19 protein-coding genes are annotated in these 26,133 nt (G+C 38.5%); 7 read left to right on the forward strand and 12 right to left on the reverse strand.

Annotated features, from left to right (window positions below):
* Positions 1 to 43: 43 nt before the first annotated feature.
* Complete coding sequence (locus AC6I5C_RS09145; protein WP_497904887.1) at positions 44 to 676, reverse strand: nitroreductase family protein; 633 nt, start codon at positions 674 to 676, stop codon at positions 44 to 46.
* A 117-nt stretch (positions 677 to 793) separates the two neighbouring features.
* On the opposite strand from AC6I5C_RS09145, the gene AC6I5C_RS09150 reads away from it, so the two are divergent.
* Positions 794 to 1,186: a winged helix-turn-helix transcriptional regulator gene (locus tag AC6I5C_RS09150; protein ID WP_497904888.1), complete on the forward strand. Its 393-nt coding sequence runs from the start codon at positions 794 to 796 to the stop codon at positions 1,184 to 1,186.
* On the opposite strand, the gene AC6I5C_RS09155 is transcribed toward AC6I5C_RS09150, so the two are convergent.
* The 3 genes from AC6I5C_RS09155 to AC6I5C_RS09165 are packed head-to-tail and all read right to left on the reverse strand — an operon-like array spanning position 1,183 to position 3,960.
* Entirely contained in the window at positions 1,183 to 2,031 is an 849-nt protein-coding gene (locus tag AC6I5C_RS09155) for a DMT family transporter (RefSeq protein ID WP_497904889.1), read from the reverse strand. The two genes, AC6I5C_RS09150 and AC6I5C_RS09155, sit on opposite strands and share 4 nt — an antisense overlap.
* 13 nt (positions 2,032 to 2,044) lie before the next feature.
* Entirely contained in the window at positions 2,045 to 3,073 is a 1,029-nt protein-coding gene (locus tag AC6I5C_RS09160) for an agmatine deiminase family protein (protein WP_497904890.1), read from the reverse strand.
* The gene (locus AC6I5C_RS09165; protein WP_497904891.1) at positions 3,073 to 3,960 is read right to left on the reverse strand and encodes a carbon-nitrogen hydrolase; all 888 of its coding nucleotides are present in this window, start codon (positions 3,958 to 3,960) and stop codon (positions 3,073 to 3,075) included. Before AC6I5C_RS09165 ends, AC6I5C_RS09160 begins: the two co-directional genes overlap by 1 nt.
* Before the next feature lie 316 nt (positions 3,961 to 4,276).
* Here AC6I5C_RS09165 and AC6I5C_RS09170 point away from each other — a divergent pair, with 316 nt between their 5' ends.
* Complete coding sequence (locus AC6I5C_RS09170) at positions 4,277 to 4,549, forward strand: hypothetical protein (protein WP_053977828.1); 273 nt, start codon at positions 4,277 to 4,279, stop codon at positions 4,547 to 4,549.
* A gap of 177 nt (positions 4,550 to 4,726) precedes the next feature.
* Here AC6I5C_RS09170 and AC6I5C_RS09175 read toward each other — a convergent pair whose 3' ends face one another.
* The 4 genes from AC6I5C_RS09175 to AC6I5C_RS09190 all read right to left on the reverse strand — a co-directional run bounded on the left by AC6I5C_RS09175 (position 4,727) and on the right by AC6I5C_RS09190 (position 10,453).
* Positions 4,727 to 5,239: a Pycsar system effector family protein gene (locus tag AC6I5C_RS09175; protein ID WP_497904892.1), complete on the reverse strand. Its 513-nt coding sequence runs from the start codon at positions 5,237 to 5,239 to the stop codon at positions 4,727 to 4,729.
* Complete coding sequence (locus tag AC6I5C_RS09180; RefSeq protein ID WP_497904893.1) at positions 5,220 to 7,025, reverse strand: adenylate/guanylate cyclase domain-containing protein; 1,806 nt, start codon at positions 7,023 to 7,025, stop codon at positions 5,220 to 5,222. The genes AC6I5C_RS09175 and AC6I5C_RS09180 overlap by 20 nt, the downstream gene beginning before the upstream one ends.
* A 61-nt stretch (positions 7,026 to 7,086) precedes the next feature.
* Positions 7,087 to 7,452, reverse strand: coding sequence for a hypothetical protein (locus AC6I5C_RS09185; RefSeq protein WP_053977825.1), 366 nt, complete (start codon positions 7,450 to 7,452; stop codon positions 7,087 to 7,089).
* Between the two features lie 226 nt (positions 7,453 to 7,678).
* Entirely contained in the window at positions 7,679 to 10,453 is a 2,775-nt protein-coding gene (locus tag AC6I5C_RS09190) for an alpha/beta hydrolase family protein (RefSeq protein WP_497904894.1), read from the reverse strand.
* Positions 10,454 to 10,767: 314 nt separating this feature from the next.
* On the opposite strand from AC6I5C_RS09190, the gene AC6I5C_RS09195 reads away from it, so the two are divergent.
* The 4 genes from AC6I5C_RS09195 (at position 10,768) to AC6I5C_RS09210 (ending at position 20,519) form a co-directional block, all read left to right on the forward strand.
* Entirely contained in the window at positions 10,768 to 12,576 is a 1,809-nt protein-coding gene (locus AC6I5C_RS09195; RefSeq protein ID WP_497904895.1) for a LysM peptidoglycan-binding domain-containing protein, read from the forward strand.
* Positions 12,577 to 12,689: 113 nt separating this feature from the next.
* Positions 12,690 to 17,684 (forward strand): T9SS type B sorting domain-containing protein, encoded by a 4,995-nt coding sequence (locus tag AC6I5C_RS09200; protein ID WP_497904896.1) that lies wholly within the window; start codon positions 12,690 to 12,692, stop codon positions 17,682 to 17,684.
* An 18-nt stretch (positions 17,685 to 17,702) separates the two neighbouring features.
* Positions 17,703 to 18,641 carry a PorP/SprF family type IX secretion system membrane protein gene (locus AC6I5C_RS09205; protein WP_497904897.1) on the forward strand — a complete coding sequence of 313 codons (939 nt, stop codon included), beginning with the start codon at positions 17,703 to 17,705 and terminating at the stop codon, positions 18,639 to 18,641.
* A 12-nt stretch (positions 18,642 to 18,653) separates the two neighbouring features.
* Positions 18,654 to 20,519, forward strand: a complete 1,866-nt coding sequence (locus tag AC6I5C_RS09210) for an OmpA family protein (RefSeq protein WP_497904898.1) — start codon at positions 18,654 to 18,656, stop codon at positions 20,517 to 20,519.
* Between the two features lie 114 nt (positions 20,520 to 20,633).
* On the opposite strand, the gene AC6I5C_RS09215 is transcribed toward AC6I5C_RS09210, so the two are convergent.
* The 3 genes from AC6I5C_RS09215 to AC6I5C_RS09225 form a co-directional block, all read right to left on the reverse strand.
* Positions 20,634 to 21,551: an EamA family transporter gene (locus AC6I5C_RS09215; protein WP_497904899.1), complete on the reverse strand. Its 918-nt coding sequence runs from the start codon at positions 21,549 to 21,551 to the stop codon at positions 20,634 to 20,636.
* Between the two features lie 64 nt (positions 21,552 to 21,615).
* On the reverse strand, positions 21,616 to 23,007 hold the full coding sequence (locus AC6I5C_RS09220; RefSeq protein WP_497904900.1) for an FAD-binding oxidoreductase: 1,392 nt from the start codon (positions 23,005 to 23,007) through the stop codon (positions 21,616 to 21,618).
* Between the two features lie 122 nt (positions 23,008 to 23,129).
* Positions 23,130 to 24,212 carry a nickel-binding protein gene (locus AC6I5C_RS09225; protein ID WP_497904901.1) on the reverse strand — a complete coding sequence of 361 codons (1,083 nt, stop codon included), beginning with the start codon at positions 24,210 to 24,212 and terminating at the stop codon, positions 23,130 to 23,132.
* 119 nt (positions 24,213 to 24,331) lie between these two features.
* Between AC6I5C_RS09225 and AC6I5C_RS09230 the strand changes: the two genes are divergently transcribed.
* Positions 24,332 to 24,463 (forward strand): hypothetical protein, encoded by a 132-nt coding sequence (locus AC6I5C_RS09230; RefSeq protein WP_256385857.1) that lies wholly within the window; start codon positions 24,332 to 24,334, stop codon positions 24,461 to 24,463.
* A gap of 72 nt (positions 24,464 to 24,535) precedes the next feature.
* On the opposite strand, the gene AC6I5C_RS09235 is transcribed toward AC6I5C_RS09230, so the two are convergent.
* Positions 24,536 to 26,092 (reverse strand): DEAD/DEAH box helicase, encoded by a 1,557-nt coding sequence (locus AC6I5C_RS09235; RefSeq protein ID WP_497904902.1) that lies wholly within the window; start codon positions 26,090 to 26,092, stop codon positions 24,536 to 24,538.
* Positions 26,093 to 26,133: the final 41 nt, after the last annotated feature.

A 26,133-nucleotide genomic window follows, 5' to 3' on the forward strand; every position in this document is an offset into this window, starting at 1 on the left:
GGATTGTAGAGGGCTTTTTCAAAACTTAAAATAATCTTTTTGGTTATGCCAATTCTGTTACAAACTCTTCTTTTGGAGTTCTCACTTTCTTCATATCTACCAGCCAATCCTTTTCGGTATCTCTATAGCCTAGAGCTAAAATCAAGTTGCTCTTAAGTCCTTGGGATTTTAAATCCAATAATTCGTCCAATTGGTCTGGAATAAAGCCTTCCATTGGGGTAGCATCTACTTTTTGTTCAGCAGCCGCTGCAATGGCCATAGCAAAGGCAATATATGCCTGTTTAGCCGCATGGTTGGCATGCCACTCCTCTCCTAACGGTTCATACATTCCCCAAAGGCGCGTTTTGTAATCGTCCATAGTTTCTACAGGCAAATTACGCTCATTCATGGTTTTATTGAAAACCTCTTCAATACGCTCCAAAGAATAGTTATCCCAGGCAGCAAATACCAATAAGTGGGAAGCATCTGTAATTTGTGGCTGATCAAAAGCAATAGGTCTTATTTTTTCTTTTAACTCTTGGTTAGTAATCACAAACACTTTATAAGGTTGCAACCCTGAAGACGAAGGCGATAATCTAGTGGCCTCCAATATATAATCGATTTTATCCTGCGGTACAGTAGCGCCGTTCATAGCCTTTGCAGCATAGCGCCAATTTAAATTCTCTACTAAACTCATAATCTTATACTTATTAAATTCTCGACAAATTTACATATATTTGCTAAACTAAAGTAAGTACTTAACAAAAGTATAGTACTATACAAGAGTATAGTAACTTATATTAAATGAATTATTATGGGATTACAGGAACAATTGGAACTCATCGATAAGGCCAAAACAAGTGAAAAGGCGCACAATACCTGCCTAGGTATTATTCAACCCGTACAAGACGCCCTCTATGTATTAAGCGGTAAATGGAAACTTCCCATCATTATTTCTTTGACCTTTGGTAACAAGCGCTTTAGTGAAATTGCCAAGGAAATTCCTAAAATAAGTGACCGCATGCTTTCCAAGGAATTAAGGGAATTGGAAATGAACCATTTGGTAAAACGCAAAGTTTACGACAGTATTCCCGTAGTGGTAGAATACACCCTAACCGATTACGGTAAAACCTTGGACACTGCAATTGAAGAATTGTATAAATGGGGAAAGGAACACAGAAAGCGCATCACCGGAAAAACCGACTAAGACGCCTTTTGACGCTCTTTGTAGAGAATATTAAGAATCAAACCTCCAATGATCAACAGAATGCCTACAAAGCTCCAAACTGTGTAAATATCCTGGAACCATAACAAGCCAATAATTAAGGTAAAAACCACTTCCATATATTTCATAGGTGCTACTAGGGCTGTAGCTGCCGTTTGAAATGCTTTGGTCATATATACTTGTCCAAAATACCCAAACACTCCCAATAACATCAACAAGCCCCATTCAATACCTTGAGGCGTTTGCCAATCTTTTATGGATAGAACACCTCCAACAATTGTGGCAATAATCATAAAATAATTGACCACCACTACCGGATGGTCCTTTGTGCCAATTTTACTGATTAATGTATACACTACCCCACTAAAAACCGCTGCAATTAACACCAACATCAAGCCATAAGTGTTGAGTTGGGTATCCAAACCTTTCAAAACCAATACTCCTAAAAAGGACATGGAAAAGAACAACCATTGCAATGGTTTGATACGCTCTTTTAATAACAATACAGCAAAAATTGCGGCGAATATAGGTGCAATATAACGTAAGGAAACTGCGGTGGCTACAGGTAAATATTTCATGGACATAAAGAAGAATGTCATAGAAGTTACTCCTGCCAATCCTCTAAGAACCAACAGCTTTTTTTGATTTCCCAAAATGGGAATACGTTTTTTCAGAAGGAACCCAAAGGTGAAGAACAAACTGCTCAACGACCTAAAAAACACCAACTGAAAAGCATTGATGTTTGAGAGGTATTTAACCGTCACATTCATAAGCGCAAACGCAAAAGTGCTGACGATCATGAATGTGATGGTTTTCTTTAAAGCCATAGGCTATTTTGAGTTATTTTGGAATTTGTTGACTCAGGCAATGCAAGGTTCCAAAGCCCCAGATTAAATCAATGGCGCTAATACCTATAACCTCTCTATTAAGGAAACAGCCCGCAATAATGTTTAAGGCTTCCCTGTCTTTAGCATCGTTAAACGTAGGAACCAACACACAATTGTTTAAAATCAAGAAATTGGCATAACTTGCCGGAAGCGTCAAGTCTTCAAACAAAATTGGACTTGGCATTGGCAAAGTGACAATATTGGGAGTCTTCCCATTTTCCAATACAGCATTCTGCAAACGCTTTAAATTGTCCTGAAGAGCATGATAGTTAGGATCCTCGGTATTGGATTCCACAACAGTGATGATGGTGTCCTCGTTTACAAACCGGCATAGGTCATCTATGTGGCCGTGGGTATCATCCCCTACAATACCATCCCCCAACCAAATAACGTTAGTAACTCCCAAATACTCCTTAAAAACAGCTTCATAATCCTCCTTGGTAAAGCCTTCATTGCGCACTTGGATATTAGGGTCCATCAAACATTCTTCTGAAGTCAACAAGGTGCCTTTTCCATTGACATCAATGGCGCCACCTTCCAAAATCACAGGTTTCCCTTTATAAGTAACTTGGCTAAGTGGCATGTCTAGGGTATCGCTTACTTTTTGCGGCACATGCCTATCCAAAAGGTAATTCTTGTACTTAGCCCAACCGTTGAAGTTAAAATTGAGTCCTTCACGTTTCCCTTCGTTATAAACTACAATAGGCCCTGAATCGCGCATCCAACTTCTATTGGTTTTATGGATGATAAAAGTAATCTGCTCCAAATTGACATGAGCCATAGTCAACATGCCTTCTACCTTTTCCTTTAAAGGCTCATCAGCAACTACCAAAAACACTTCTTCGTAGGTAGCCACTTTTTTAATGAACTCTACAAATGCCCATTGAATGGCTTGGTATTTACCAGGCCAATCATTGCCATTGTGCGGGAAACACAACAAAACGCCCTGTTGGGGCTCCCATTCTGCAGGAAACCTTCTCATTAATCTATTGCTCTTTTAGTAATATCTTCAAAGGCATCGATACGACGGTCTCTGAAAAACGGCCAGTTTTGGCGTACGTTCTCCTGAAGATCCAAATCAACTTCTGCCATTAAAATTTCTTCTTGATCATGTGAAGCCTGCGCCAAAATCTCTCCCTGTGGACCAGCAATAAAGGAAGCTCCCCAGAATTCAATCCCTTCCGTATCAGGTACATATTGCTCCAAACCAATTCTGTTGGCAGCAGCTACATAAACGCCATTGGCAACGGCATGTCCTTTCATAACATTCATCCAAGCTCCATATTGGTTTTCTCCGTATTGCGCCTTTTCATGTGGATGCCACCCAATAGCGGTTGGATAAAACAACACTTCGGCGCCTTTAAGTGCTGTAAGACGCGCTGCTTCCGGATACCATTGGTCCCAACAAATAAGCGTCCCTATATTTCCTTTTTTGGTAGGGTTATTTTTAAACCCAAGATCCCCTGGTGTGAAATAGAATTTTTCATAAAAATGAGGATCGTCTGGGATATGCATTTTACGGTATAAACCTGCTTCGGTACCATCAGTATCGATAATGTAAGCACTGTTGTGATAAATGCCCGCCATACGTTTTTCAAAAAATGGCACTACAATCACTACTCCCAATTTCTTGGCCAATTCACTAAAGGCTATAAACGATGTACTGTACAAAGGTTCTGCCAAGGCAAAATTATCGGTATCCTCACTTTGGCAGAAATAATGACTACTGTAAAGCTCTGGCAAGCAGATAACTTCAGCGCCTTGACCAGCCGCCTTTTCTACCCAACTAAGACATTTTTTAAGGTTGTTTTCAGCCACATCATTAAGGTTGAGCTGAATAACCGCAATGGTATATTTTTTCTTAGACATATTACGATAATTAAAGGGTGTAAAATTACTTATTTTTTAGAACAAAGCGCTTAAAAAACCTTTTCTTTAAAAATGCTTTTATACAACATTATTTACATAAATCGATTTGTAACCCATCCATTTTCAACAGGTTACCTAAACATTGTTTTTTAGAGGCTCTTTAAAAGGAACAATAAATTCGATAAACTGCAAAGCGATAGCATTTTAACTAAAAAACAAGATACTACAACAAACAATTTTGTAGTGAGAGAATTCATTCACTACCTTTTTTTATAGAAATATAAGGTTGCTCAAATCTTATCAAAAACCGAAACGTATGGATACAAATCTTTCGCTGTTCAATCAAATCAACAGTTTGTCCTATTGGTTGCTTATAGAAAGTAACTTTAAGAGCTCCATAGTTTTAGATGCCGAAAAGGACACCTATTACGTGAACATTACAAAAGGAAATCAACCTTTGTATGCCTACTGTATCAACCACTTTAGTAAAAAGAACAAAAACTTTTTAAAGTTTGAACTTATAGGTATTGTCAACAGTTTATTGCACATCAAACAGACCATTACTGAGAAAAAGCGCTACAGCGCCTAGATCAACCAAAGTTTATGAAAGACAGCCTCCTAATGCACTAGAATTAGGAGGCTGTTATCTTTTCTATATGTACAATGTTTGTAATTGACTCAACAATATTTTTGTTTCCCAAGTACTTCTACAGTTAATTAACATTAACACTTTCTAGTCATTAAAATTCAATAAGTTACAAACAGTTCAAAACAATGTAAATATCCAATAGATAATAACAAGAACCGCAAAGACAAAACTAATAGCGAAGTATTTAATAGAGCTATGGACACATTTAAACTTACCATCAATAATCTTGCTCTCGGCATGAATTTGTTGCCCCAGTTGCTCATATAGTTTTTGTTGGCTTCCGCAAATTTCAATTAAATACTGCGTATATTCCTCTATGGAACCAAATTTGTAAACCGCATCGCTAAAGAAAAACACGTTCTTTTCATACCCACGCTCCATCTGTGGTTTAAAGCATTTAAAACAATAAAAAACGGATAGTAGCACAAAAAACATCCAACAAATGATGCCAATCTTGGGAATAATGCCTTCTTCAAACAAATACGACAGGGTTTTGATCCTATCTACAAATATTCCCAAAATCAAACTGTGGAAAGAAAACACCACACCCGCCTTTAATTCGGAGGCACGGATGAGCTTTTCCAAACGTTCCAACTGTTCCCAATAATTGTTAGGATCTTGAATTACCATATGCTATCGATTTAATTGATTGCTTTGAATTACTGGGATGCACAACAAAATACATTTTCATCATCCCTTTATTTTTTACATCTACCTCTCCTCTATATTCACACTCAAACTCATCTTGAATCAGTTGATAAGTGCTAGCCGATATGTTGATTCTGCCTTCTTCTGAATTGGATTCCATTCTAGAAGCAATATTTACAGTATCCCCCCAAACATCGTATGCAAACTTCTTGCTTCCCACGACTCCTGCTACTACAGACCCTGTATGAATCCCCACACGGATGTTGAAATTCTTTTCTGTGTGTTGGTTTTCACTGATTTCCTCCACAAAAGTTACAATTTCGAGCGCAGCTTTCACAATTTTTTTGGTATGGTCTTCAATTTCAAAAGGAAGACCGCCCACGCACATATAGGCATCCCCTATGGTTTTAATCTTCTCAAGCCCATACTTTTCTATGATTTCATCAAATTTTGAAAAATAGAAATCCACCGTTTCCACTAAAGCTTCAGGTGTCAAACTTTCGGAATATTTGGTGAACCCTACAAAATCCGTGAACAACACCGAAACCGATTCAAATCTATGCGAGGTTACTTTTCCGGATTCCTTGAGTTCCTTTGCGGTTTCTTCTGGTAAAATATTCAATAACAATTGATCGGAACGTTGTTTTTCTTTTTCAATAATGCGCTTCGTTTTCTGGATAAAAGCGTTTCTTCTAAAAAGCCCAATGGCCAACAAACCAATTAAAACCAGGGCAATGGTTGTAGCAATAACAATAATTTTTTGAGTCCGTTTTTGTTGATTGAGCAAATCCACTTCCAACTGTTTTTGAGAAACCTCAAAATCTGTACGTAAATCGGCCATATCCTGCACTTTCTGGATGTTGTTCAAACTATCCCGATAGGCCACATGTTTCTTGTATAAATCATAAGCATTTTCAATATCTCCTTGTTGTTCCTTCAATTCTGAAATCAACAAATAAGCATCCCCCATCTGCTCTTTTAGACCATATTCCTCTGCCAATTCTAGGCTTTGCTCAGCGAATTCCTGGGCCTTTTCCATATCCCCTTGCTCCTCATAAATCTGCGACATATAGGTAAGATAAACGGAAATGGGATAATAGTCTTCCAAATCTGTTAAAATAACTATGGCTTTATTTATATGTACTTTTGCTTCTTCATCTTTACCCAAACTGGCATAAACCATCCCTAGATTCCCATAATTATAAGCCATCCCGATGGGATGGTTAACCGTTTTAAATATATCCCTAGAATTTTCAAAATAGTGAAGTGCCTTATCGTAATCCTTGATATTAAAAAACTCATCCCCAGCATTTAACAATGCCGATGCCAACTTAATAGAATCCTTTGTTTTTTGAAGTATGGCTATTCCCTCGTCGTAATATTTTAAGGCATTATCTGAATTTTCCATTATGGAATAGACATCCGCAATGGAAATCAACACTCCTCCCTCTCCTCTTAAATCCTTAAGCTTCTTGGCTAAGTTCAAGCTGTAGAAATAAGCCTCCAAAGCTTCTACATTTTTTCCCAAATCCCTCAGAGCATTCCCCTTTTGTAAATACCCACTGTGAACATAATTTAACGAATCGGCCAAAACAGCTTTAGCTATCAGTAGTTCAGCATATTCCAATTTACTGCTAGGCTGTACTTGGTTTTCTGCAATATCCTTGATGAGCTGCAACTCGTTTTCACCATAGGTTTTTGACGTGTATAATTGCACAAGACTGTCTGCAATTTTCTGGTTTTGAGCAATACCGAAATTGAGAAACAAACAAAATAACCCTATTATACAATAGGGTTTTCTTTTTAAATCATACACTAACAAAACGTTCCTAATTATTTATTTTGAGTTTTGGATCGTCAGAATAGCTTGCGCTGTCTCCATCTATTGTAAATCCAATACTATAAGTCTCCTCGCTACCATTAGTGGCATTAGACGCAACTGTGGCTTGGACATTTCCATTTGCAAAAGTTTGCATATTAGTAAGAAAATCGGAAGGCGAATCAGGCTTTTTGGTTATAGAAATAGAACTAATCCCACTACTGAAATCGGGCACCCAAGTTACATTAGCACCTGGGCTAACGTCTGTTGTCAAATCGTTATCGCCCGAATCTTCCTCGGAATCTTTCAATTTAAGTTTAGGTGTACTGGATTGGGAGTTTTTAAGGCTTACGGTAATAATTACAGCATTACTCATGATAACAAATATTAAATTGATTAAAAAATTAAACTTTGCTAAGAAAGCAGAACCATGAATAAGTAAACCTAAAAGTAAATATGTGGGCTTTTAATTATGCTATCAATCAAAAATCCTAAGTGAATAGATTAAATATACTACAATTGACTGAATTAGACTAATTTATTTCATTTTGAGACTTCAACAAAAAAGCCTCCTGATTAGGAGGCTTTTTTTAAACGAGATTTTAATGTTCCAAGAGCTCATACCCCTGTTCCACACCTTTTTCTATGGCAGGTACACCTTTTTCCATCCAAAGCGGTTTTGGAGCTCCTTTCAGAAAATAATCAAAATACTGTGCCAATCTAATATTGAAATCTTTTTTGTTTTGATATTTCTGCGGCCAGTGAGGTTCTCCTTCATAATTCAAAAACCAAGATGGCTTACCTAATCTTCTTAAACTTACAAACAGTTCGATCCCTTGATACCAAGGCACATGTCCATCGGCATCGTTATGCATAATCAACAGCGGCGTTTGAATTTTATCGATATTGAAAATAGGCGAGTTTTCAATATAGCGCATCGGGTACTCCCAAGGCGTACCTCCTATTCTACTTTGTCCATGCTCATACTGAAACTGTCTGCTTAAACCTGTCCACCATCTTATTCCTCCATAAGCACTAATCATATTAGGCACAGGTGCTCCTGCTTCAGCAGCTTTAAACATATTCGTTTTGGTCACCAAATAAGCAATCTGGTACCCGCCCCAACTGTGGCCTTGAACGCCAATATTGTCTTTATCAACAAAACCTTTTTCAATTAAAGACGCAACTCCAGGAAGGACACAATTTAAGGAACTTTCTCCTGGATATCCTTCGCGATAGGTAACATCAGGATTGAAAATCAAATACCCTCTACTAGCATAAAAACTGTAGTTGATGGTAGACCTTCCAAACGATGGCGTGTGATGCTTATATAAATTATCTGAACTGCGCTCATAGAAATTCACCAGCATTGGATAGGTTTTGTTTGGATTGAAATTTTCAGGTTTCACCAACATCCCTGTCATAGGTTTACCATCCAAGGAATTCCAATGTACCAACTCAATCGTTCCCCAATTAAATTCCGATTGCTGCGGATTGGCATCACTTAAACGAACATTTGTTTTAAAATAATCTTCTGTCAATCTAAGGTTTGGGAATTCTTCAAAGGATTCACGTGTAAAGACCAATGCTTCGCTATTGCCTGCTTTCTTTGGTTTTCCAAATTTATAAGGTCCATAAACCAATTCTTGTAAATTGTTTGTTTTAGGATTGAATTTAGCAAATCCAGATTCCTTGGTTTCGTCATTAAAAATGGACAGCAACCAAGTTTCATTTGGATCAATCGATTCCTCCTCTTTATCCAATTTAATGTATCTGTAAACCTTTCTGGAGTTTCTTCCATTGGTAAGTTTTGTTCCCTTTCCTGTTTCAGGGTTGAACATCCAAATATCGTAACGATCATAAAGTAACAATGCTTTATCTTCTGCCGTCCACCCAGCACTTCCATAAGCCGAAGAAGGTAATGGTACGTCATTCAACTCATCGGCAAAGACCATTCCTTTGGTCAATTCTATTTTTGTCCCTTTTTTTATGTTGTACACAAACCAGGTGCTATCAACTTCATGATAACCGAACACATAATTCCCTTTAGGGCTTAATTTGGCCGATGGAACAGCACTTAAAACTGGAGTGGTTTTACCATCCTTTGTATTGATAATGGCATAATCCCTTAACCACATTCCAGACCATTGACTTTCCAAAGTATAAGGCTGCTCCGTATAAGCCAAGGTCCACTGTGCATTCCCGTGATCTTCCAATTCAACATTTGGAAATGCTTCCGTAGCCAACGGCACCACTTTTTGACGCTTTAAATCGAATATTGTTGTGTACGACTTGATACTGTCTTTTTTCAATTCCAATTCCTGAACCGTATATAGTCTTGGTTCATCGTATGTCCAAACCTCCACATTCACAATCTCTTCGTCCAAAAGTGTCGTATCCTTTTCCACGGGAGGTTTTCTAAGTCCGAAATACAATTTGGATTCATCTCTCGAGAACATTAAATCTTCATGAGAAGACACCAAATACCCTTTAGGAGCATTAGCATTATCCACTACTTTTGAAGCTTTTTCACTTCCTTCTTTCCATACAAATAACTCATTGGGTCTAGCATGAACTTTAGTAGTATCTTGATCTGCAATGAATCCTAGATATTTCCCCGAATCGCTAAAGTTGATATGTGAATATGTTGCTCTTTTTACATTGTGAACTTTAGTACTTTTTTTACTGTTCAAATCCACTACAAATACACCAGCATTTTCGTTGTTTTCATCTCCTGTAGTTGTGTAAGCCAATCTATTGCCGAACTTAGAAAACGTGTAATTGGTTACATATTTTATGGTATCACCCTGTAAGGAACTCAAGTTCATCAACACCAAATGAAAGCCATTTTTCTTGTTGGTCTTTTTTTCCTTCTTATCCGAAGCCTCTGATGAACCTTCACTGTCCTTGGATTTCTTATTAACTGCATCCAATTCCATCGCTACAAATCCGGACCATTTTTCTGGAGTTTTATACGATTTTAGATTCCCAAACTTGAACAAAGCACGTCGATCCAAATTGAAAATGGCCAAGGAATCTTTTGGCAAATCTTTCGTATCTACTTTCCTGCGTCTCATAGCCAAAATAGAATCTTTGAAAGGATTGATTTCAAAAAGCAAATATTTGGAATCAAAAGTAAACTGCCCTTTTTGGGCATGCTCATGTTCTAAAATTGACGCACCGGATTTGTCCTTAACCTCTAAAGAAGAATTGAAATTTTCAACAGCCAAATCATAGACCACAAATTGTCCGTTTGGTGAAATTTGAGTGTGTTGAATGGTTTTCCAATTTGCTACATCGGCATGGTCCAATATTCTTTTTTGGGAAAACATAGGGAAAGCCAACAAACAAAGTAGGCCAGAAATGTAAATTTTCATTGGGTAGTTTTTAAAAGAGAACAAAGATAATTATTTAGGAAAAAACACTCCAAAATTTAAAAATCATTAACAATCAACATGTAAGCTATTTTTTCTTGCTAACAATCACAACTTAACCATAGCTTAACATTGCCAAAAAAATAGCAGTATTCATTAATTTTATAAAATTCAAAAAATGAAGATTCTTCAAAAATTTTAAATGGAAACACTTGATTGTTAATAAATTGTTGACAAGAACCTAGAAAAGATGACGGTATAAGGCATTTTTTATTAATTTTAATTTTTAAACAAAGCCACAAATAATAGACCTTTTCATGAAAATATTTTACAATGTTTTTATCTTTTTCTTATGCTGTTTCCAACTAGCAAACGCTCAGCAAAACACTATAAAACACAAAGTTAAGAAGGGTGAAAACGTGTATCGTATTGGCTTAAAGTACGGTGTTAGCCCAGAACAAATCTACCAACTCAATCCCGGTAGTTCAGAAAGTATTTACGTAGGGCAAGTGTTAATTATTCCTTCTTCGAAAGAAAATTCTTCCACAACAACCAGTACATCACAAAATAGCAACGGAAGTTTTATACATATTGTTAAGCAAGGAGAAACCAAATTTGGATTGGCCAAACAATTTGGCATCAGTATTGCCGAATTGGAGCATGACAATCCGCAAATTAAAGATGGTTTACAGGTTGGTCACGAACTAACCATCAACAAAGGAACCTCTGGAGTTTCTACATCAGTAAAGCCTTCATATACTACTACCAATCCTTCTACAGTAGATGAAGCAGTGAAAACCTTAAAAAAAGCAAATGGCAAGGTAGAATACTACTCATATAAAATTAAACCAAAGGAAACGCTTTATAGTTTGTCTGTGGACGCAGGTATGAAACCTTCAGAATTCCTAATTTTGAACCCAGAACTTGTTAATGGAGTTAAGGAAGGTGATATAGTTAAAATGCCTAAAACAGAAACAACCAAAGCAAGTTCCTCTATAGAAGAAAACAATAGCACAACAGCAACTATTGCTGCCACTACTTCTAAATACGATAATTTAGTAAGCACACTAGACCGTTCTAAAAATACAGAATTGTTGTTTTTATTCCCTTATTCACAAAAGGAAATGAGCGATCGTCTTCGCAATGTGAACCAATTCTCGGAAGTTCAAGATTCTGTGCTTCGTCAAAATCTGGAATTCTATAGAGGAGCACAATTGGCAATTGACTCATTGAAAAAAATGGGACTTAAATTTGATTTGGATATAGTAAAAATGGAAAGTGAAAAACTTTTGTTGAAGCCTAATCCAAATAAAAATGCCCGTGCGGTTATTTGGCCTTTTAAAAACACAAAAACCGAGGAAGCTACCCTTATGTTTGCAACTCAAGACATTCCGGTAGTGACTTTGGAAAACACTTCCACAAAACCTGGTTTGGTAAATATATATGAAGCAGTACCTTCCCAAACCACACAACGTGAGGCCATCTTAAATTACATAAAGCGCAACTCTAACAACAATGTCATTGTCATCAATGATAAATATAGAAGAGAAAGCAAAAACTTTATCTCTAACTGGTTGCCTGAAGCCCAATTTTTGGATGTAAAAAGCAATGGTACTTTTCAGGACGATGAGTTATTGGGCCTTTTACAAAACAGTAAAAACAATATCATTATTTTTGATACCGATAAAAACAGTACTTATTTGAGTACTACAACTTTGTTGTTAAGTCAAGTGAGCAACTACAACATTCAATTGGCGGTTATCGATTCTGAATTAATCCCAGATGATGCAGAAGTATCTTCCAAAAGATTTAGAATCTTAAAAATGATGTACCCTTCGGCAACGGCTTTAAAACAATCCAATGCTACAAATGCATTCATCAAAAAATACAAATACCAATATAAAAGTACTCCAACCCAAAACGTCATCTATGGATTTGACATTACTTACGATACTTTGCTGAGAATGGCGCAATCGGGTTCCTTTGAAAATGCTGTTAAAAACAATGTCACGGAATATATAAATATCAAGTTTGACTATAGACCAAATGCTAAGGGGAGTTATGACAACAAGGGGGTTTATATCATCCAATATGATGCGGAGAGCTTTTTAAAAGAGCTGAACTGATACAATCCCGTAACATACAATAGCAATCAAATCTGTAGGAAATTGCAATATTTTTTTACATTTGAGAGCACAAATTTGTTACCTAACACTAATGACCAACAACTACCCTATTTATGAGAAAAGGTAAAAACTACGCTATCAGTAAGTACCTTTTGGGCATTTACATAGTTTTATTTGGCGGCCTTTTTAACTCATTTTCACAATGTCCCACGGTGAATGATCCCATTCAGACATTTTGTGATATTGAATCTGTGCTTGTATCCGATTTGGCGGCCCAAGATAATGGAAATGGTATCGTATGGTATGACACTCCAACTTCTACAACCCCATTGGCTAGTACCGATGGCCTTATAAATGGTGAAGATTATTATGCCGATGACAATTCTGGATCCTGTGGCACACGTCAGCAGGTAACCGTCATAATTTATGGAGCTCCAATTGGGTTTAACTTCCAAGGAGTTTGTGTGGAAACTCCAGAAGATGCTACAATATCCGATTTGATTGCCATTGGAAACGATGTGCAATGGTACCTTTCTTTTTCGGGAGGAACCCCTTTGGCAGACACAACAGTGTTAATGGACAATACCATTTATTATGCCGATCAGGCCAATCCTGATACAGGATGTAGAACCTCAAGATTATCTGTTTTAGTAAATGTAGGATTGGTTCCTGTTCCAACAGGAGAAGCTATTCAGGAATTTTGTATTGAATCCAACCCTACAGTTGCCGATTTAAGTGCTTCGGGAACTAATAATTGGTATGCTACATCTTTTTCATTTTTGCCTCTAGATCCATCTACTCCTTTAATTGATGGTGAAAATTATTATGCTACTACCATAGACCCTCCTTGTGAAAGTTTAGGTCGATTTGAAGTTACCGTAGTGATCAATTTAGCCAATGAGGCAGGTGAAGACGGCTCCTTGGAAGTCTGCGAAAATGAAATAATCACAAATCCTCTCGTAAACTTATTTGATTACCTGGAAGGGTCTCCTTCTAATACAGGAACTTGGACTGGTCCAATATCTACTTCCAATGGAAGTACAGGAACTATTGATATGACTGGACTTACTGCTACAGGAAGTCCATATGTATTCACCTATTCAGTAGAGGACACGGCCAATTGCCCTACCGCTACAGCAACAGTTACACTAACCGTAACCGAAAACTCGAATGCAGGTACTGACGGAACCTTAGTACTTTGTAGCAATGGTAACCCTGAAGATTTATTTAATAGTTTAGGAGGTGCACCTGAAATGGGGGGTACCTGGTCACCAGCATTAAATAGTGGAACGGGTATTTTTGACCCTTCTCTGGACTCTGCCGGTGTGTATACCTATACCATCTTAGGAATCCCTCCTTGTGGCGATGTAACCGCAACAGTTACGGTTACCATTATTTCAGAACCTAATGCAGGAAATGATAATACATTTGATATCTGTTCCAATGACTCACCTCAAGATTTATTTGATAGCTTAGGAGGGACTCCTGATATTGGAGGAACTTGGTCTCCTGCCCTTTCCAGTGGTTCAGGAATTTTTGACCCTACAATGGACCCCGCAGGTCTTTATACCTATACTGTATCGGGGACTGCTCCATGTGAAGATGCTTCTGCCATTGTTATTGTGAACATTATTCCTTCCGTTAATGCGGGAATTAATGGTGCTTTGGAAATTTGTGAAGAAGACACCACAACATACGATTTATTTAACTCTCTTGGAGGCTCTCCTGATATGGGTGGAACTTGGTCCCCTGCACTTGCCAGTGACATGGGAATTTTTGACCCTGCCATTGATACAGCTGGGACTTATACTTATACCATTTCTGGAACTGCGCCTTGTAGTGACAGTACAGCTTCTGTAACGGTAACCATCATTCCAAATGCCAATGCAGGAACCGATGGTTCTCTCGAAATTTGTGCTTCTGATACAGCAACCTACGACCTGTTCAATAGTTTGGGAGGCACTCCCGATACAGGTGGAGCTTGGTCTCCTGCCCTTGCCAGTGGTACTGGAGTTTTTGATCCAACCGTGGATTCCGAAGGAACCTACACCTATACCGTTTCTGGAACAGATCCTTGTGGTGATGCTTCTGCTTCCGTAACTGTGACTATTATAGATGAGTCAAATGCTGGAACGGATGGGACCCTAGAAGTTTGTGAAAACGATGGCCCTCAAGATTTATTCGAAAGTCTAGGAGGAACTCCTGATTTAGGCGGAACTTGGTCCCCTGCACTTGCCAGTGGCACGGGAATTTTTGACCCTGCCATTGATGCAGCAGGAACTTATACTTATACTATTTCTGGAACTGCGCCTTGTAACGACAGTTCAGCTTCTGTAACGGTAACCATCATTCCAAATGCGGATGCCGGAACCGATGGGTCTCTAGAAATTTGTGCTTCCGATACAACCACCTATGACCTATTTAATAGTTTAGGAGGCAATCCTGATACAGGTGGAACTTGGACGCCTGCCCTTGCCAGTGGTACGGGAGTTTTTGATCCAACAGTGGATTCCGAAGGAACCTATACTTACTCCTTTTCGGGAACTGATCCTTGTGGTGACGCTACTGCTTCCGTAACCATAACTATTGTAGACGAGCCAAATGCTGGAACGGACGGTACACTGGAAGTATGTGAAAACGATGCCCCTCAAGATTTATTCGAAAGTCTAGGAGGAACTCCTGATATCGGAGGAACCTGGTCTCCTTCCCTTGCTAGCGGCACGGGAATTTTTGACCCGTCTGTGGATTCTGCAGGAACTTATACTTATACCGTTTCTGGAACCGCGCCTTGTAGTGACAGTTCAGCTTCTGTAACCGTAACCATTATTCCAAATGCGAATGCTGGAACCGATGGGTCTCTAGAAATTTGTGCTTCGGACACTGCAGCCTATGACCTGTTTAATACTTTAGGAGGCACTCCTGATGCAGGTGGAACTTGGACGCCAGCACTTGCTAGTGGTACGGGAGTTTTTGATCCAACAGTTGATCCCCAAGGAACCTATACTTATACTGTTTTAGGAACTGATCCTTGTGGTAATGCTTCATCTTTCGTAACAGTGACTATTGTAGACGAACCAAATGCAGGAACGGATGGTACACTGGAAGTTTGCGAAAACGATGCCCCTCAAGATTTATTCGAAAGTCTAGGAGGAACTCCCGATTTAGGCGGAACCTGGTCCCCTGCACTTGCCAGTGGCACGGGAATTTTTGACCCGTCTTTGGATTCTGCAGGAACTTATACTTATACCATTTCTGGAACAGCGCCTTGTAGTGACAGTTCAGCTTCTGTAACGGTAACCATCATTCCAAATACGAATGCCGGAACCGATGGGTCTCTAGAAATTTGTGCTTCCGATACAGCAACCTACGACCTTTTCAATAGTTTGGGAGGCACTCCCGATACAGGTGGAGCTTGGTCTCCTGCCCTTGCCAGTGGTACAGGAGTTTTTGATCCAGCAGTGGATTCCGAAGGAACCTATAACTATACTATTTTAGGAACCAATTCTTGTGCTGATGCTTCTGCTTCCGTGACAGTGACTATTGTAGACGAACCAAATGCTGGAACGGATGGTACACTGGAAGTATGTGAAAACGATGACTCCCAAGATTTATTTGATAGTTTGGGAGGAACTCCCGATTTAGGCGGAACCTGGTCCCCTGCACTTGCCAGTGGCACGGGAATTTTTGACCCGTCTGTGGATTCTGCAGGAACTTATACTTATACCATTTCTGGAACGGCACCTTGTAGCGACAGTTCAGCTTCTGTAACCGTAATCATTATTCCAACTGCCAATGCGGGAACAGATGGTGCTCTAGAAATTTGTGCTTCCGATACAACTACCTATGACCTGTTTAACAGCTTGGGAGGAATTCCAGATACAGGTGGAACTTGGACGCCAGCACTTGCCAGTGGTACAGGAGTTTTTGATCCAACAGTGGATTCCGAAGGAACCTATACTTATACCATTTCTGAAACCGATCCTTGCGGCGATGCTTCTGCATCAGTGACCGTTAGTATTATTGAAGACCCCAATGCAGGAACAGATGGTTCACTGGAAATTTGTGAAAACAATGGCCCTCAAGATTTGTTCGACACCTTAGGTGGAACTCCTGATATGGGAGGAACATGGTCCCCTGCCCTTGCCAGTGGCACGGGGGTTTTTAATCCCACGATAGATCCTGCAGGAGAATATACTTACACCGTTATCAATTCTGGTTGTACTACTGAAGTTTCTTCAATTGTAATTGTCACTGTTGTGAACAGTCCTATTATTTCCGACGCCCGAATACAAGCTGGGATGGTATGTTTGGGCCTTTCAAATAACGCAACAATTACATTAGCGCTTCAAATGGAAGATGGTTTTTACAATATATCCTATGAACTCACAGGTGCTAACAATACTAACAATACAGTCACCACTGAATTTATTGGAGGCGATACAGTATTTACTATTCCTGCAGAAGAATTGACAAATATAGGACAAACCACTATTACCATTACAGGGGTTAGCTTTCCAGATGCTTCCTGCCCTCAGGAAGGAACTCTATTGGTAACCACATTTACTGTCCTTGAAAATCCAACTCCTGAATTATCCGAAAACGGTCATATTTTCTGTGGAGAATTTGAACCAACCATCGCTGAACTTTCTGCCAATATTATTGATTCCAACATCATTATTTGGTATGACGCTCCTGTAGATGGAAATGTTTTAGAAGATTCTCAACCTCTTGAAGATGGAGCCACCTATTATGCTGCCATGATTTCTGACAATGGTTGCGAGAGTGTCATCAGATTGGATGTAACTGTAACTTTAGACCAATGTTTTGTCATTCCTGATGGGTTTTCTCCAAATGATGATGGTATCAACGACACTTTTACCATTGCTAATTTAAGAGATTTATATCCAGATTTTACATTAGAAATTTATAACAGATACGGCAACGTTTTATATAAAGGAGACACCAACACCCCTGATTGGAATGGAGAATCCAAAAAGGGTGTAACTCAGGGGAATGGAGTTTGTCCGGTAGGCGTTTATTTTTACATTTTGAATTTTAATGATGGGGAGACAAAAGCTATTCAGGGACGCGTTTATCTAAGCAGATAGGTCTTATAAAATTAATATATGACACTTAAAAAAATAACATACCGCATCAGTGTTTTGATGTTTTTACTTGGATTGACGGCCCAATCCCAGCAGGATCCCCAGTATACGCAATACATGTTTAATATGAGCGTCATTAACCCTGCTTATGCGACTGACGATCCAAACACGATCAATCTTGGTGGCTTTTACCGCGCCCAATGGGTAGGTTCCGAAGGGGGTCCAACTACGGGTACTTTTTTTGCTCACACTCCCATTGCCAATCGGCTTGAAGGAGGGATTTCGGTGGTACACGACCAAATTGGAGACGTTGTAAAAGAAACCAATGCTTATGTAGATGTGGCTTACATCATCCCAATGAGTGAACACACTAAACTGTCCTTTGGAATTAAGGCTGGCGCGACGTTTTTTAGCACCAACTTTAATGGATTTGTGTATTCAGATCCACTTCCCGACCCTGCCTTTGCTTCCAACTTAAGTGAAACATTTCCCAACATTGGGGCAGGAGCGTTCTATTTTGGCGAAAAATTTTACGCAGGTCTTTCTGTGCCAAATATTTTACGTTCGGAACACCTTAAAAACGATAGCGGTATTGTAACCAGTGGCGCTGAAGAAATCCATTTCTTTTTAACCGGAGGTTATGTATTTCAATTAAATGACAATTTAAAATTGAAGCCTGCCTTTATGACTAAGGCCGTCTCTGGAGCCCCCATGTCTTTGGATCTAACCACCAACGTCCTAATTAATGAAATGGTGGAATTTGGTGTAGGCTATCGCTTTGATGATTCGGTAAGCGGTTTGATCAATTTCAGAATTACAAAATCATTAAGATTTGGATATGCCTACGATTATACGCTTTCCAATTTAGGTAAATTCAATTCGGGTTCGCATGAAGTCATGCTGCTGTTTGACATCAGTAAATTTGGTGTAGGATATGATAAATCCCCAAGATTTTTCTAATAGCTTTTTAATATGAAAAACATTGTTTTACTAATATCGTTTCTTTTAACAGTTTCCTTGGGGTTTGGACAAAAGGCTAGTGCTTCCAAAGCCAGAAAACTGTTTGAAAACAGAGCATATTCGGAAGCTGCCTCAATGTACCAGTCCTTACCTAAAACAAAGGAAAACCTTCAAAATTTAGGCGATTCTTATTTCTTTAATGCCCAAATGTCTAAAGCAAGTAATGCTTACGGACAATTGTTTGCTACTAACGATAGTTTGGCCAAAGACTACTATTTTAGATATGGACAGGCCCTCAAAGCAAGTGGTGATTTCAAAACTGCCGACAGCATTCTTAGTATCTATACTGGCGAGGTCATGGATACTCCAAAATTGAAACGCACTTTAAGCGCCATTGTGCCTTATGTTTATGAATTGAAGCCATTGAAAAATAGTGTTTCTGGTGATTTCGGTATAGGTTGGCATGGTGACAATGTGGTATTTTCAGCCTACAGAAATAATGAAAATCCAACTTATGAATGGAACAACAAACCTTATTTGGATTTGTATGAAGCTTCACTTTCAGAAGAAAAGGATGCCCTGGAAAACATTGAACCTTTTTCTGAGGATATCAATACCAAAACACATGAAAGTAATGCCACTTTCACGTCAGATGGAAAAACTATGTACTTTTCCAGAACCAACGATAAACGCGTAAAAATTGGCGACGATAAAATTGCCACCATTAAATTATACAAAGCAGAATTGGTTGATGGCAAATGGACCAATGTTCAAGTGTTGCCTTTTTGTAGCGACACCTACTCTACACAACATCCATTTTTAAACCCTAGTAATACCAAACTGTTCTTTTCAAGTGACATGCCTGGGTCCTTAGGATCCTTTGATATTTATTCTGTAGACATCACAGCCGATGGTTTTGGGACTCCTGTGAATTTAGGAGAAGTTATCAATACTGCCCATAGAGAACAATTCCCATTTATGGACCAAAGCGAAACCTTATACTTTGCCTCCGACGGACACCAAGGTCTGGGAAATTTGGATATTTTTATGAGTAATGGTTATGCCGGATTTTATTCAAAACCAATCAATTTGGGAGAGACCATCAATTCTGGAATGGACGATTTTGGATATGTTCTTAATGAAGATGTACAAAAAGGATTCATTTCTTCCAACCGAAGTGGTGAAGACCTCATTTATGCATTTTTAAGAATCCCTAACAAAAAACGCTATATCGTTGAAGGGGTTGTGATTGATAAAAACACAAAAGAACTGCTTCCAGGAACCACTGTAACCTTATACGACGATAAAGGAGAACTTGTTGGACAAACTATTGTTGGAGAAGATGCCAAATACGCCTTTAGCACCAAGCCAAACCAACTTTATAAAATTATGGGCCATAGAGATCTCTATGCTTTGGGAGAACAAGAGTTCACCACCAATGATGACGGTAGATTTGAGTTCAACATTGAATTGGAAATTGAATCCTATGACGATGCCGAAGATATTATTGTAACCAAAAATGATGGTTATATGTATATTGAACTGGAAAACATCTATTTTGATTTTGGAAAGTGGGATATCAAACCACAAGCGGCTAGCATTTTGGACATCATGGTAGGTTTATTGAAGAAATACCCGCTAATGGAAGTGCAATTAGGAGCCCATACCGATTCTAGAAGTAGTGAAGAATACAACCTTAACCTTTCCAATAACAGAGCGCAATCTACCTTGGAATACCTTGTGGCTAATGGTATTGAGCGTTCTCGTTTGAGATCTAAAGGATATGGTGAAAGCCAACCTTTGGTTGATTGTAAAGACGACTGTACGGAAGAAGAGCATTCCATAAACAGACGTTGTGAGTTCTTAATTTTGAAATAAACTTGAATTATCTAGAACTAATTCAATAGCAATAAAAAAGCTGTTTCGTCATTGAAACAGCTTTTTTTAATTTATAATCTTCCTTCTACTTCTTTCTAATTTCAAAGTAACCTATCATCTTTTAAATCTGGAAAATATTTCCAAAGTCTTTTTGGTATTGATAAAATACACTCCCGTTAACAATACTGCAGCGGCTACAATGGATTGTGCCGTGATGTGTTCGTTTAAAAAATACCAGCCTAAAACCAAGGCTACTATAGGATTGACATAAGTGGACGTAGCTACCTTTTCTGGAGACACAGTTTTCAATAAATAATTAAAGGATGTGAAAGCCACAATACTTCCCAATAAAATTAAAAGTACCATAGAAACTGTCACAGAGCTCTCCCATTTAGATGGCATCACCCATTGCTCCCGAAAAATCAAACTGGCCAATAACAGCATAATACCTCCTGTTAACATTTGGTAACCGGTATTCACAAAATAGTTTTTGGGTAACTCGGCCTTTCCCACAAACAAACTCCCGTACGCCCAACTCAACATGCAACATAAAATCATGACCATTCCCAAAACAGAACCTTCTTTACTTACAATTTCATTTTGGCTCACCAATAAATAAATCCCGATAACACCCAACACAACTCCAATGACAGACATTGCTTGTATTTTCTTTCCTTGTAGAATTCGCATCAATAAGAGTACAATTAAGGGTTGGGCAGAAATTTCCAAAGCCGCAAAACCGCTATCTACATATTTCAAGGCCCACACCACAACACCATTTCCAAAGGTTAAAAAGAGAAAGCCTGCAAAAATGGTATTCAATAGTTGTCGGGAAGAAATCTTTAATGAAATCCCCATAATTCTGGAGATGATGAAAATCAATATTCCTGCTGTTATGAACCTTACGGAGGCCAACATAAACGGTGGCAATTGTGCCACGGCAATTTTATTCAACAGATATGTGGAGCCCCAAATGACATAGATTGAAAAGAATGCGAGTATGATTAAAGTAGTATTGCGCGATGTGCCCATTGTGATATTTTGAAACCGCAATATTACGCATAATCTACTATAAATCTGTCTTTAAACTTATTTATCAACTGCCCTTAGGTGCAATATTTTGATTTACATGAAATAGATTGTTCGGATCATATTTTTGTTTTATTTCAGTTAACCTCGCATAGTTATGTTTATAACTGGCTTTCACACGTTCCTGTCCTTCATCCATCATGAAATTTGAATACGCTCCACCAGAAGAATACGGATGAAGTGCATTCCAATAGGCCTTGCACCAATCTGTAATTTTCGATGCCTTGGATGGACTTGGGTCTACCCCTACAATGACTCCCGCATATTTGGCATCTCTATAAGCCCAAGGCGTATCTTCTTTACCAGGTTTTGAAGCTGCTCCACTTATGGGGTACATATGCATTTGCGACAAGGGAGTCGGGATTTCAGAACCAAACTTTTTATGCTGAGCAGCTGCTTCAGGTTGTATTTCATTATAAAAATCGGCTCTCCAGTACCACTGAAGCCCAGGAGGCATCATACCATCAAAAAGTGTCTGAATGGCAGGATAAGGCATTTCGCCTACATGTTCAAAAAATGGCTCTTGTTCCCTTACAGGAGCAAACACTTCTTCAAATTTATCAGGATCTCCTGTATAGCACCAAACAATACCGCAAAACTGTTTATTGTGTAAATGCTCAGGAAAAGGAGGCCCTGGTACTACCAAGGTGGCAATAAACCCATTTAAATCTTCTGGAGCTTTATGAATAAAGCTATCGTACCAAGCCATAATGGTTTCTGTTTGCTCAATAGGCCAAAATGTTGGTCCTCCAATAACGGTTTTAAGCGGATGAGCCTGAAATTTAAAGGCTGTAACAATACCATAATTTCCACCTCCACCTCTTATTGCCCAAAATAAATCAGGGTGCTGCGTTGCATTTACCGTTACAAAACTCCCATCTGCTAAAACCATATCAGCTTCCAACATATTATCTATAGTCAAGCCGAATTTTCTGGACAAATATCCAACGCCACCTCCCAACGTCAGTCCACCGACACCAGTGGTAGAAATTATTCCTGCTGGAATAACCAACCCAAAAGGGTGCGTTGCGTGGTCCACCTCTCCCCAAAGATTGCCGCCACCAACCCTTACCGTATTGTTGGAGGTATCCACCCTTACAAATTTAATCCCGGAAAGATCAATTACCAGACCATCATTGCAAAGTCCCAATCCTCCTCCATTATGTCCTCCTCCTCTAACGGCAATTTCTAAACTATTGTCTCTACCAAAATTTACAGCAGCTATAACATCGGCAACATCTACACACATCACAAAAAGACCCGGCTTTTTGTCGATCATCCCGTTATACACCTTCCTAGTCTCATCATAATTGGAACTTGAAGGTAGCAGGACCTTCCCCCGAAGCTTTGACTTTAAATCCTCAATTAAAGAAGGATCTAAATCCTTGATTGTTTTCATAATAAATTAAAATTGATTAACACTTTTAAAATTAACATTATAGAATTCCATTAGGCATAAGAAATCCTCCAAAAATGCTCAGTTTTGGATCATAAAGTAAATTGTAGATAGATGAATTGGGGTTATTTGTTATAAGCCGAAGGAAGAATGCCATAGGCCTCCTGGAAGCATTTTGTAAAGTAGGCCGGACTATTAAAGCCTGTCTCAAAAGCGATTTCAGAAATATTTCCCTTTTTCTTTTCTAGGTATTCACAGGCCTTTTTTAGACGATACTCCTTAATAAAGGAATTCAGAGATTTATTGGTTAAGCCCTGCATTTTTCGGTATAACTGCGATTTACTGAATCCCAAACTCTTACTGAAAGACTCCACGGTTAAATCGGTGTCATTCCAAGACTTTTCAGTATGCTCCATCAAAATAGAAAGAAATTTTTCTTCGGAAGGACTTAAGCTGTGGGTTTGTTCATCAGCAATAAAAACATTCAGGTTTTCACTTTCAAATAAATTCCGAACTTCGGAGGACAACACAATAGGACCTGTCACAAAATCGCACATCCATTCGGCAAACTTCACCGTTTCTTCAAAAATGCCACCTTTTTCATTAAAAGGCACTCCAGTGCATAACCCAATATTGAGCTTTAAATTGGTGTTTTTATGTTCTAAAATGTATTTTTTGAATTTCGCCTGAATATCAATAGCACACATCACGGCATTGGTGACAGATTTAAAAGACACCAATCCATAGTTTTTATTGAGTTTGACAATACTGCCTTCAAAACGGATAATGAGGTCTTTGAAATATTCCTGTAAAGCAATGGTAAAAGAGGAATCTTCAGTAAAGCTTTCGTATTCAAAACCGCTTACCATAATGATTCTGTATGCCGACTCTGAGATTACATTTAGCTCACCACCCCCTTTAAAGTCGGGATCTTTAATCCGCCCCAAAAAAGCTTCTACCACCATGGGATCCACTTCAATAATGGCATGAGGTAAAGCACCATGGGCATGATCGTGCATTTTTTTAAGAGCCTCTTTGTTGGGGGCCTCAATCAAACAAAATGCAGTTCCCTTTACATCATCGCACCAATAGGTCATTCCCTTACAGCCATACAAATGCTGAACCTTTAGGTCCTCTTGATGCATTCTTGCCACGTGCTCCGACGTTATCTCGGCAGGAATGTTGTGACGATCCATATAGATTGGCATATTGGTGGTTTTTATGCAATTTAACAAATTTAAAGTGATTTAACAATTAAAGCACATTTCCTTCAATTTCATTTACTTATATTTAAATAATTCTTTACTGAATATAAAAATGCTATAAAATGAAAAATCTACTACGTGCTTTATTGGCTGGCTTTGGGGCTAAAAAAATTGGAGGAGGAAAATGTGGTTGTATTGGTGTGATTATTGTATTTATTATCCTGTATTGGCTTTTGGGCTATGTCATAAATTAAATTCTATAAAAAAGGGGCAACTGTTTAGTTGCCCCTTTTTTATTTGTAATATTTACTTTACACCATTACCAATTAATCTTCTGGTGGATATCCGTGGATATCCTCGAATACTTTATCAAAATTCTTTCTTAAATACGTTTTTAAACGCATGCGGTAATCCTCATGTAACCATTTCACAAAATTATGGGTACTATTACTGATACATTGGGTATAACGCTCCAAACGGTGGTTGATATCGCCATCCAACAATTTCACCAAAGCCAAAGCATCATAAACATCTTCGCTGTTTTCTACACAAATTTTGGCATGATGCTCTATAGAACGCTCCAACAACACTTTTGAAGATTCTCCATTGTTTACTGAATCGATATAAGCCTGCTTCACATCGAAATAAACATCTTCAGACTTTGCAAATTCAGCTCGGATATCGTCTGGCATTTCGTATCTGAAATTGCTTTCAATATCTTCATCATTGGTGATATTGTCCAAATAGTAATCTGGAGAACTGAATATCTTCTGCCAATCAATATCGGCACCCCAAGGTCCAAATCGATGCAGGTTGTTCCCCAAATCGATAATACTGAATTTACTCTTGTTTTTGAAGATCCTGGAACCACGACCAACCATCTGGTAATACAATGCCAAGGACTTGGTAGCTCTGTTCAAAATAATGGTTTCTACAGAGGGTTCGTCAAAACCAGTGGTCAAGATACTCACCGAAGTTAAAATGGCATCTGGGGTTTCCTTAAACCATTTTAGGATTTGTTTACGTTCCTTTTTAGAAGCCGTATTATCCAAATGCGCCACTGGATAGCCCGCTCTTTTAAACGTATCATAAACATACAAAGATGTATTAATACCATTATTAAAAATCAAGGTCTTTTTCCCTTTAGAATGTGCTTCATAGGCATACAACAGCTTTTTAAGCATGTCCGTATTCGTATACAAGTCTTCCGAAGATTTTACGGTATAATCTCCGTTAGAACCAATTTCCAAAGTGGTCAAACCAACATTATAGGCGTAGGTTTCGGCACGTGCCAAAAACTCATTTTCAATAAGCGATTCAATGGTTTCACCCGTAATCAACTCATTGTAATTCTTTTTCATTGGGAAATCCTTGTTGGAACTAAGCGGTGTAGCCGTAACTCCTAAAATAAAAGACTTCTCAAAGTATTTAAACAATTTGGTAAATGAGTTATAGTGCGCCTCATCAATAATCACCAAACCAACATCAGAAATATCAAGCATGTCCTCCTGTAAACGATTGTTTAAGGTTTCTACCATGGCCACAAAACAGCTATACTCCTTTTGGTCGTCAAGATTGGCCTTACTGTGTATCACTTTGTTGGTAACCTTAAACTCTGTAAGCATTTTAGAAGTTTGCTTACACAACTCGATTCGGTGGGTCAATACCAAAACCTTCTTGTCATGATTTTTTAGGTACTGGCGAACCAATTCCGAAAAAATTACGGTCTTCCCTCCACCTGTTGGCAACTGGTACAAGAGGTGGTAATCATCTGGCGCTTCATCAAATCGCTTGAATACTTTTTCAATCGCTTTTTTCTGGTAACTGTATAAGTCTTTCTCAACGGTATTCTCCTTCACTTCTAAAACGGTAGTATCAGACATTGATATCAATTTATTGTTTAAATATTACACATTAACATGTT

Source organism: Mangrovimonas sp. sgz306409 (assembly GCF_059735265.1).